Source organism: Anaerobium acetethylicum (genome assembly GCF_900096945.1).
Lineage (GTDB): Bacteria > Bacillota > Clostridia > Lachnospirales > Lachnospiraceae > Anaerobium > Anaerobium acetethylicum.
On sequence record NZ_FMKA01000016.1, the window covers coordinates 77,806 to 87,254 of the forward strand.

Genomic DNA, 9,449 nt, shown 5'->3' on the forward strand with positions numbered 1-9,449 from the left:
GGAATAAGCCGTTTTTAAAATTGATTATTAGAAAATATAATAAATGCAAATGTTTTTTGCGAAAAAGTTATTAATGCTATTGACTATAATTTAACAAGAGCGTAAAATAAAATTAATTTAGAGGTCGGCCGGTTATTGGGGCGGAATGGATCTTTAATTGATTTGGATCCTATGGCTTTAGCTCGGCAAAAGAGTAAAGCAGGTAGAGTACAGAGACTAATAAATATTGTGATTAAACAAGGAGGAAAAAAAGTGAGTAGAGTGTACAATTTTTCAGCAGGACCAGCGGTGTTGCCTGAATCAGTTTTAAAAGAAGCAGCAGCAGAGATGTTAGAATATAAGGGAACCGGAATGTCGGTTATGGAAATGAGTCACCGTTCGAAAGCTTATGAAGAAATCATTAAGACTGCAGAGCAGGACTTACGTGATCTGATGAACATTCCTGATAATTATAAAGTATTATTCCTCCAGGGCGGTGCATCACAGCAGTTTGCCATGATTCCTATGAATCTTATGAAGAACAAGGTTGCAGATTATATTGTTACAGGACAGTGGGCTAAGAAGGCATATGAAGAAGGAAAAATCTATGGCAAAGCAAACTGTATCGCATCTTCAGCAGACAAGACTTTTTCCTATATTCCAGACTGCTCAGATCTTCCGATCAGCGAAGATGCAGACTATGTATATATCTGTGAAAACAACACGATCTATGGAACAAAATTCAAGACGCTTCCTAATACAAAAGGAAAAACGCTTGTATCAGATGTTTCATCCTGCTTCCTTTCAGAACCAGTAGATGTATCAAAATATGGCATCATCTACGGCGGAGTGCAGAAAAACATAGGACCAGCAGGTGTTGTTATCGTTATCATCAGAGAAGACCTGATCACTGAAGATACACTTTCAGGAACGCCAACAATGTTGAAATACAAGATTCATGCAGACAATGAGTCACTTTACAATACTCCGCCTGCATACGGCATCTATATCTGCGGCAAGGTATTCAAATGGCTCAAAGAAATGGGCGGTCTTGAAAAAATGAAGGAACACAACGAAAAGAAAGCTGCCATTCTTTATGATTTCTTAGACCAGAGCAAGATGTTCAAAGGTACAGTTGTGAAAGAAGATCGTTCACTGATGAATGTTCCTTTCGTAACCGGAAGCGATGAACTTGATGCGAAATTTATCAAGGAAGCGAAAGCGGCAGGATTTGAAAACTTAAAAGGACATAGAAGCGTTGGTGGTATGAGAGCAAGCATCTACAATGCAATGCCGATTGAAGGCGTTAAGGCACTTGTGGAATTCATGGGTAAATTCGAAGCAGAAAATTCAAAATAGACAGCCGGAGGTATTTATATGTTTAAGATCAATTGTTTGAATCCGATAGCCGCTGTGGGTATGGATTTGTTTTCAGATAAATATACAGTTACAGAGGATTTTGCACAGGCAGATGCAGCACTTGTAAGAAGTGCAAGCGTTCATGAACTGGAGCTTTCTGAACAGCTTCAGGCAATAGCAAGAGCTGGAGCAGGCGTCAACAATATTCCGCTTGATAAATGCGCAGACAAGGGCATTGTGGTATTCAATACTCCTGGAGCAAATGCAAACGGCGTAAAAGAACTTGTAATCGCCGGACTTCTTCTGGCATCACGTGACATCGTAGGCGGAATCAACTGGGTTCAGTCAGTAAAAGATGATGAAAACGTTGCTAAACTTGCAGAAAAGAATAAATCGAAATTTGCAGGAACTGAAATCAAAGGAAAGAAACTTGGTATTATAGGACTTGGAGCAATCGGCGTTCTTGTTGCAAATGCAGCAAACCGTCTCGGTATGCAGGTGTATGGCTATGATCCTTTTATCTCTGTAGATGCTGCATGGAATCTTTCAAGGGATATCAAACACATCAATAATGTGGAAGATATCTACAAAGAATGCGATTTCATTACAGTGCATGTTCCGCTGCTTGACAGCACAAAGAAGATGATCAACAAAGAAGCAATCAGCATGATGAAGGACAATGTTGTAATCCTTAATTTTGCAAGGGATCTTCTCGTTGATGAAGTTGACATGGGAGAGGCATTAGCTGCAGGAAAAGTGAAAAAATATGTAACTGATTTCCCGAATCCGACAACAGCAGGAATGCCGGGAGCACTTGTTATTCCTCATCTCGGAGCTTCTACAGAAGAATCAGAAGACAACTGCGCAATCATGGCTGTCAAAGAAATCAAGGAATACCTGGAAAACGGAAATATCAAAAATTCCGTTAACTATCCAGCATGTGATATGGGGATATGCACATCGGCTGTCCGTATTGCAATCAATCACAAGAATATACCGAACATGCTTGGACAGTTCACAAGCATTCTGGCTTCAGCCGGAGTGAATATCTCTGACATGATCAATAAGAGCAGGGGTAATTATGCGTATTCGTTACTTGACGCAGAAACTGCAGTTGCAGATGATGTAATAAGCCAGTTAAAAGCAATTGACGGAGTTTTAAAAATAAGAGTAATCAAATAAGATATAGCGGAGTCGGCAAGGCCATCTGGCCTCCCGGTGCGGCTTATAAATAATCCGGTTATTATTTTAAATAGTAATCGGATTATTTTTCAGATATCAAGACATTGGAAAACAGAAAAAAGTAATTTAACAGGAGTGATAGATATGGCGATAGTGAAACCGTTCAAGTGCATCAGGCCTAGACAGGACCTGGCTTCTAAAATAGCAGCATTACCGTATGATGTATATAACAGGAACGAAGCTTTAGAAGAAGTTAAAAAGGAGCCGCTTTCATTTTTGAAAATCGACAGGGCAGAAACCCAGTTTGATGACTCGGTCGATACTTATGATGAAAGGGTTTATCAGAGAGCACATTCCACATTATGGGGAATGATTGAAGAAGGTCTTTTTGAACAGGATGGAAAAAAATGCTATTATATATATGAGCTGACAATGGCTGGAAGAGCCCAGACAGGTATCGTAGCATGTGCGTCAATTGACGATTACGAAAACAATATCATTAAAAAGCACGAAAACACAAGGGCTGACAAGGAAATCGACCGAATCAACCATGTGAACATCTGCAACGCACAGACTGGCCCGATTTTTCTGGCTTACCGCTCTAATGAAGCGATAAACGCCGTAATAGAGGCTGTCAGACAGAATGCTCCGGTTTACGACTTTACATCGGATGACGGTGTTAGGCATGCAGTATGGAAAATAGAAGAAGACAGTAAAATAAATGCGGTTGGGGATGCTTTTGCGGCGATTAACGATATTTATATAGCTGACGGTCACCACAGGGCTGCTTCGGCGGTTAAAGTCGGAAAAATGAGAAGAGAAGCAAATCCTGGATATACCGGAGAAGAGGAGTTCAACTTCTTCCTTTCTGTGCTGTTTCCGAACGATCAGCTTATGATATTGCCATATAACAGGGTTGTTAAGGATCTGAACGGCCTTTCCAGGGTAGAATTCCTTTCAAGAGTTGGAGAACTGTTTGAAATCGAAAACCTTGGAACGAAAGCATATGCGCCTGAATCGAAAGGCTGCTTTGGAATGTTTCTTGAAAAAGAGTGGTACAAACTGGCTGCGCATAAGAATCTACTTTCAGAGGACCCTGTAGAAGGGCTGGATGTCTCAATACTCCAGAACAGCATTCTGGCTCCGATTCTTGGTATAGGAGATCCCCGTACGGATAAAAGAATTGATTTTATTGGTGGGATAAGGGGTCTTGAAGAACTGGAGAAAAGAGCTGGATCAGATATGAAATTGGCGTTTTCCATGTATCCTACATCAATTGATGAACTGTTTGCGGTGTCTGATGCAAATCTGCTGATGCCACCCAAATCCACATGGTTTGAACCTAAGCTTAGAAGCGGATTATTTATACACAGCCTGAGCGAATAGAATACAAGAAATACCAGCCCCGCGGAAAATTTCTTTTCCTGCGGGGATTTTTAGTGCAATAGCCATTAGATTTCATGAGGTCTGGATGAAAAATATGGATAATGGGTATCGTTTCTGATAAAATATAGAAAATGCCTGTGGGCAAAAAAGCGTCAGGCAGAAAAGGAGCATTTGTTTGATGGAAAACAAATGAAATCATGCTATGGATGACGTTGGATAAATAGTTGTCAAGAAATATTGAAAAGAATGAGAGGTAGAAAAATGAAAAAGAAAATTTTAATTTTAGGAATGGTATTATGTATGTTTGCAGGAGTGGCTGCATGCGCAAAGGAAGACAAGGTTTCGAAAACAACCCAGGAGGAGACTGCAGAGGAGAAGGAAACGACAGAGGAGAAGGAAGCAACAGAGGCAGAAGAATCTTCAGAGGATACAAAAGAGACAGGTGATGCAGGGCAGTTCCTTGCACCTGAAACAGGCGAAACGGTTGCTGAAATGACAGTGAAGGATCACGGAATCATAAAAATCAGGTTTTTTAATGAAATAGCACCAAAGGCAGTTGAAAACTTTATAACCCACGCCAAGGAAGGCTACTATGATGGTCTGACGTTCCACAGGGTAATGAATGACTTCATGATACAGGGGGGAGATCCTTCCGGTAATGGAACAGGCGGCGAAAGTATATGGGGTAAAAATTTCGAAGATGAGTTTTCCTATCTTCTTTTCCCTTGCAGAGGTTCGTTGTGTATGGCGAATGCAGGCGAAAATACAAATGGAAGCCAGTTTTTTATAGTTCAGACAGGAGCAGTTGATGCCGATATAATAACACAGATGGAAGAGGCGGATTTTCCGGAATCCACAATACAAAATTATGAAAACAATGGAGGAACGCCATGGTTATGGGGAAAACATACGGTTTTCGGACAGGTGTTTGAAGGACTTGAGATAGTTGATGCAATCGCCCTTACAGAAACAGACAGTAATGACAAGCCTCTTACTCCGGTCGTTATAGAAAAAATCGAAATTAAGGAATATTAAAGTACGGAAACTGTGATGCGAATAAGGATATCCGCATATGTTACATTGGTGAAATACAGGTAACTGTTCAGAACACCTGTTTTGCGAGGCGTTTTTATGCTGACTTTGCATAAAAACCTGAGTTATGTATGCGCCAAATTGCTGGTTTTGCAATTTGTGTGCATCATCTGTGACTATGAAGGACGTAGTCCCGAAAAGTTACAAATACTGGAAAGAAGGAGCTTGCCAGATATGAGAGCGAAACGAATAGAAAATCAGGGAAACGAGAAAATAATAATAGGCGGTTTTGAATTTGCTGATGAAAAATCTGCCTTCGAAGCAAAAAGAGAATTAGAAGGAATAGAATATGTGACAGGCAGGGCGAATTTCGAAAGTCCTGAAGCAGCACTGAGTGTTTATGATAAAATCATAGAGAAAAAGCTGTTCAAAACACCTGTTGGATACAGCTATCTATATGAGGTTCAGAAATATCTAAAATCTTCGGGGGTTGTCGATCAAAGCAGGATTGTAGCAATACCTGCAGACATGGCATCAGAAGAGGAAAAGAAAGACATATATCAAAACGATAGTGCGGATTGTTATAGAAAAAGATACAGGTTTTCATTATATCTGAATGTAATAATGATTTTTATTATCATTGCAATGTTTTATATAACATTAACCGGCGAGAACCTGAACATTATTAATTATAAAAACCATCTTACCGACAAGTATGCGGAATGGGATCAGGAACTGACAGAAAGAGAGGCTGCTGTCAGGTCTCTCGAACAGAAATATGAAGGACAAAGTCCTGAATGATTACAATTCACAAAGAATACATATTTATCTGCTATAATCGCACGTAAGACAAGACAGCAAATATACGCTTTTTGTGATTTGTATATTGATATTATGGAGGTTGTGATAATGGATCAATTGAAAATACTCGTGGTGGATGATGAAGCCAGGATGAGAAAACTGGTAAAGGATTTTCTTGTAAAACAGAATTTTGAAGTACTGGAGGCAGAGGATGGAGCAAAAGCTCTCGAGATTTTCTATGCTGAAAAAGAGATAGCTTTGATTATATTGGATGTCATGATGCCTAAAGTTGACGGATGGCAGGTATGCCGGGAAATCAGAGAATATTCGAAAGTCCCCATTATTATGCTGACAGCAAAGAGCGATGAGAGAGATGAACTTCAGGGGTTTGAAATTGGGGTCGATGAATACATATCGAAACCTTTCAGTCCGAAGATTCTTGTGGCCCGCGTAGAGGCGCTGTTAAGAAGAGCTAATGTTATAAGCCAGGAGGAAACGGTCAGTATCGGAGGAATCGCAGTAAATAAGGCGGCACATACGGTGACGATAGACACAGAACCAGTGGAACTCAGCTTTAAAGAATTCGAGCTTCTGACATATTTCATGGAAAATCAGGGAATAGCCTTATCCAGAGAAAAGATTCTGAACCATGTATGGAATTATGACTATTTTGGAGATGCGAGGACGATAGATACCCATGTCAAGAAGCTGCGAAGCAAGCTTGGCGACAAGGGCGAATATATAAAAACGATCTGGGGCATGGGCTATAAATTTGAGGTGGTTTAATGAGGCGTTCGATAAAAAAGCAGATTGCACTAATTTTTATAGGACTGATGACCTGCACTCTTTTAGCATGCTGGTTCATCAATAATGCATTTCTTGTGAATTACTATCTCGTCAACAAGGAACGGACACTGATGAAAGCCTATAATCGGATAAATGAAGCAAGCAGTGATAACAGGATGGATTCAGATGAGTTTGATATAGAATTCGAAAAAATGTACTCCACCGATAACATAGCGATTGTGATAATGGATCCGAGCGGAACAATAAAGAAATCGTCAATCAGCCAGGGGGAAATTCTGACAAGGCAGCTGTATGGATACATAGTCGGCAATCTGGATGTTGAGGTCGAGGTGTTAGAGAACAGCGAGAATTATATCGTGCAGAAAGTAACAGACCCGAGAAGCGGAAGCGACTATATGGAAATATGGGGGGCTCTTGATAACGGCAACCTTTTCATTATGAGGACGGCCATAGAAAGCATTAGGGACAGCGTAAGCATCTCGAACCGTTTTTTGGCATATACAGGCTTCTTTGCAATATTCGTGAGCGCTGCTGTGATCTGGTTCGTTACCAGGAGAATAACGGAACCCATACTGGAACTTGCAAAAATATCCGAAAGAATGACACATTTGGATTTTGAGGCAAGATATGAAAGCAGGGAAGAAAATGAAATAGGGCTTCTGGGAACCCATATCAATCAATTGTCGGATGCTCTTGAAAAAACTATTTCGGAGCTTAAAACAGCAAATAACGAGCTGCAGAGGGATATTGAAAACAAGATAAAGATAGACGAGATGAGAAAGGAATTCCTGTCGAATGTCTCCCACGAATTAAAAACGCCAATCGCATTAATTCAGGGATATGCAGAAGGTCTTAAAGAAGGAATCAACGATGACGCCGAGAGCAGGGAATTCTACTGTGAAGTGATAATGGATGAAGCGTCAAAAATGAACCAGATGGTAAAAAAACTTCTGACCCTGAATCAACTGGAATTCGGCAACGAAAAAATCGTAATGGAACGGTTTGATATAGCTTCTTTGATAAAGAATATCATACAGTCGTCCGATATACTGATCAGACAGAAGGGTGCCAAGGTTATTTTCAAGGCAGATGCCCCGGTATATGTCTGGGCAGATGAATTTAAGATAGAGGAGGTTGTAACAAACTATATAACAAATGCGCTGAATCACGTTGATCATGAAATGCTCATTGAAGTCAAGATAACTGAGACGGAAAAAAACGCAAGAATATCTGTGTTCAATACAGGTAAGACAATTCCGGAAGAGGATATCGACAATATATGGGGGAAATTCTATAAAATCGACAAGGCGCGAACAAGGGAGTATGGTGGAAGCGGTATAGGGCTTTCAATCGTAAAAGCAATAATGGAATCTCTAAACAAGGGATACGGGGTTAAGAACTACGAAAATGGTGTGGAATTCTGGTTTGAACTTGATAAATAATATAATAAAACGTATGTCGGAACACTGCCTATAAGCAAAAAATGTGTCTTTATAGCACGGGTATTCCCACGAGTGAGTGGATGTGGCAGATGAAAGGGATTTCAATAGTTCGATATATGCATGGAGGCGGTTATGAAAAAAACACTGGCTATATTGTTGACAGTTTTAATGGTAACAGGATGTGCGGAAATGGATGCAGACAAACTGACAAGTGAACAAAAAAATCTTGTAGCTGAGTATGCAGCAGGACTAGTAATAAAACATGACAGAAATCATGATGCGGCATCCGTTTCGGATATTCCGGAGGTAGTGTCTAATAAGGAAGTCAATATAGTAGACAGCGCCTATGATGCGAAGGAACAAGCTGATGAATCTATCAGAGAATATAAACAGGAGCCGTTGACAGAACAGCAGGCGGATAAGTCGAAAGAAGAAGCGGAAGAAGAAGCGGAAGAAGCGGATGAACCGGCAGCAGAGATGCAAATAGAAAAGTTCAGCCAAATCTTAGGGCTCTCCGATTGTACGATCCAGTATATGGGGTACGAAGTATGCGGCTATTATCCAAATGGAAAAGGGAATGGTGAGGAAGGAATAGTAGTTAATGCTACTGCCGGAACTCAGTTGTGCGTATTCAAATTCCAGATACATAATCGTTCATCCCAGGCTCAGGTCTGCGATATGCTTTCTGCAGACATGTCTTTCGGTTTTATGTTTAATGGAGAAAAGAGAGTTCCTGTCATGATTTCTCTTTTGCGCAATGATATGTCGGTTGTTTGTGAAACGATTGAAGCAGAGGCATCTACAGAGGCTGTTCTTCTGTGTGAAGTTGATTCTGACCTTCAAAGCATCATTAAGGAAGTTGATCTTCTTGTATACAAAAATGGTATTTCTGGTCTGGTTAAGCTCCAATAAAACAAAGGACCGGGGAATTGTTTTGAATTTCAAATGGCAGCGCCTCGCTTTAGTTCATCTAAAAGCGAGGCGTTTTTGTATATGTTAAGACAAGCAGGAATAAATCAAATAGCAGGAATGAAAAAATAGTTTTAAAATATTGACAAATATAAAAAATAATGATATTATATAAATCCGTCAGGCACAGAACAGCTTGTCAATAAGAAAAGTAAAAAAAGTGTTGACAAACATGAATGTGAATGATACAATTTTGTTCTACTCAGAGTAATTGTGAGTGAATATAAAAAGAATTCATAATAAATAAAAAAAGTGTTGACAATAACGTTTTTTGATGATATTATGTACAAGTTGCTGGTTACAGACCACAACACAGAACATTGATAACTGAACAGTGAAACAACCTTGAAAATTCAAAACCAGACAAAGTCTGGAAAAGAGATTTCATGATCGGTCAGGACTTAGTATCCGGCCAATCAAAGAACAGTGTCGAGAGACACGACCTAAAAAACAGTAAAATATGACCGAGTAGCATCGGCATATACGGAAAAA

At 40.0% G+C, this 9,449-nt stretch carries 8 protein-coding genes; all 8 read left to right on the forward strand.

Annotation, left to right across the window (positions count from 1 at the left end; translation table 11 throughout):
- Positions 1 to 252 precede the first annotated feature (252 nt).
- The 8 genes from serC to BJR36_RS12690 all read left to right on the forward strand — a co-directional run bounded on the left by serC (position 253) and on the right by BJR36_RS12690 (position 8,900).
- Positions 253 to 1,338: a 3-phosphoserine/phosphohydroxythreonine transaminase gene (gene serC, locus BJR36_RS12655; protein ID WP_091234958.1), complete on the forward strand. Its 1,086-nt coding sequence runs from the start codon at positions 253 to 255 to the stop codon at positions 1,336 to 1,338.
- 18 nt (positions 1,339 to 1,356) lie between these two features.
- Complete coding sequence (locus BJR36_RS12660) at positions 1,357 to 2,520, forward strand: phosphoglycerate dehydrogenase (RefSeq protein ID WP_091234960.1); 1,164 nt, start codon at positions 1,357 to 1,359, stop codon at positions 2,518 to 2,520.
- 144 nt (positions 2,521 to 2,664) lie between these two features.
- Complete coding sequence (locus BJR36_RS12665) at positions 2,665 to 3,906, forward strand: DUF1015 domain-containing protein (RefSeq protein ID WP_091234963.1); 1,242 nt, start codon at positions 2,665 to 2,667, stop codon at positions 3,904 to 3,906.
- Positions 3,907 to 4,167: 261 nt separating this feature from the next.
- Entirely contained in the window at positions 4,168 to 4,941 is a 774-nt protein-coding gene (locus BJR36_RS12670) for a peptidylprolyl isomerase (RefSeq protein ID WP_091234965.1), read from the forward strand.
- Between the two features lie 231 nt (positions 4,942 to 5,172).
- The gene (locus BJR36_RS12675; RefSeq protein WP_091234967.1) at positions 5,173 to 5,739 is read left to right on the forward strand and encodes a hypothetical protein; all 567 of its coding nucleotides are present in this window, start codon (positions 5,173 to 5,175) and stop codon (positions 5,737 to 5,739) included.
- A gap of 108 nt (positions 5,740 to 5,847) precedes the next feature.
- Positions 5,848 to 6,525, forward strand: coding sequence for a response regulator transcription factor (locus BJR36_RS12680; RefSeq protein WP_091234969.1), 678 nt, complete (start codon positions 5,848 to 5,850; stop codon positions 6,523 to 6,525).
- Complete coding sequence (locus tag BJR36_RS12685; RefSeq protein ID WP_091234970.1) at positions 6,525 to 7,988, forward strand: sensor histidine kinase; 1,464 nt, start codon at positions 6,525 to 6,527, stop codon at positions 7,986 to 7,988. The genes BJR36_RS12680 and BJR36_RS12685 overlap by 1 nt, the downstream gene beginning before the upstream one ends.
- 132 nt (positions 7,989 to 8,120) lie before the next feature.
- Positions 8,121 to 8,900, forward strand: a complete 780-nt coding sequence (locus BJR36_RS12690) for a hypothetical protein (RefSeq protein ID WP_091234971.1) — start codon at positions 8,121 to 8,123, stop codon at positions 8,898 to 8,900.
- Positions 8,901 to 9,449 lie beyond the last annotated feature (549 nt).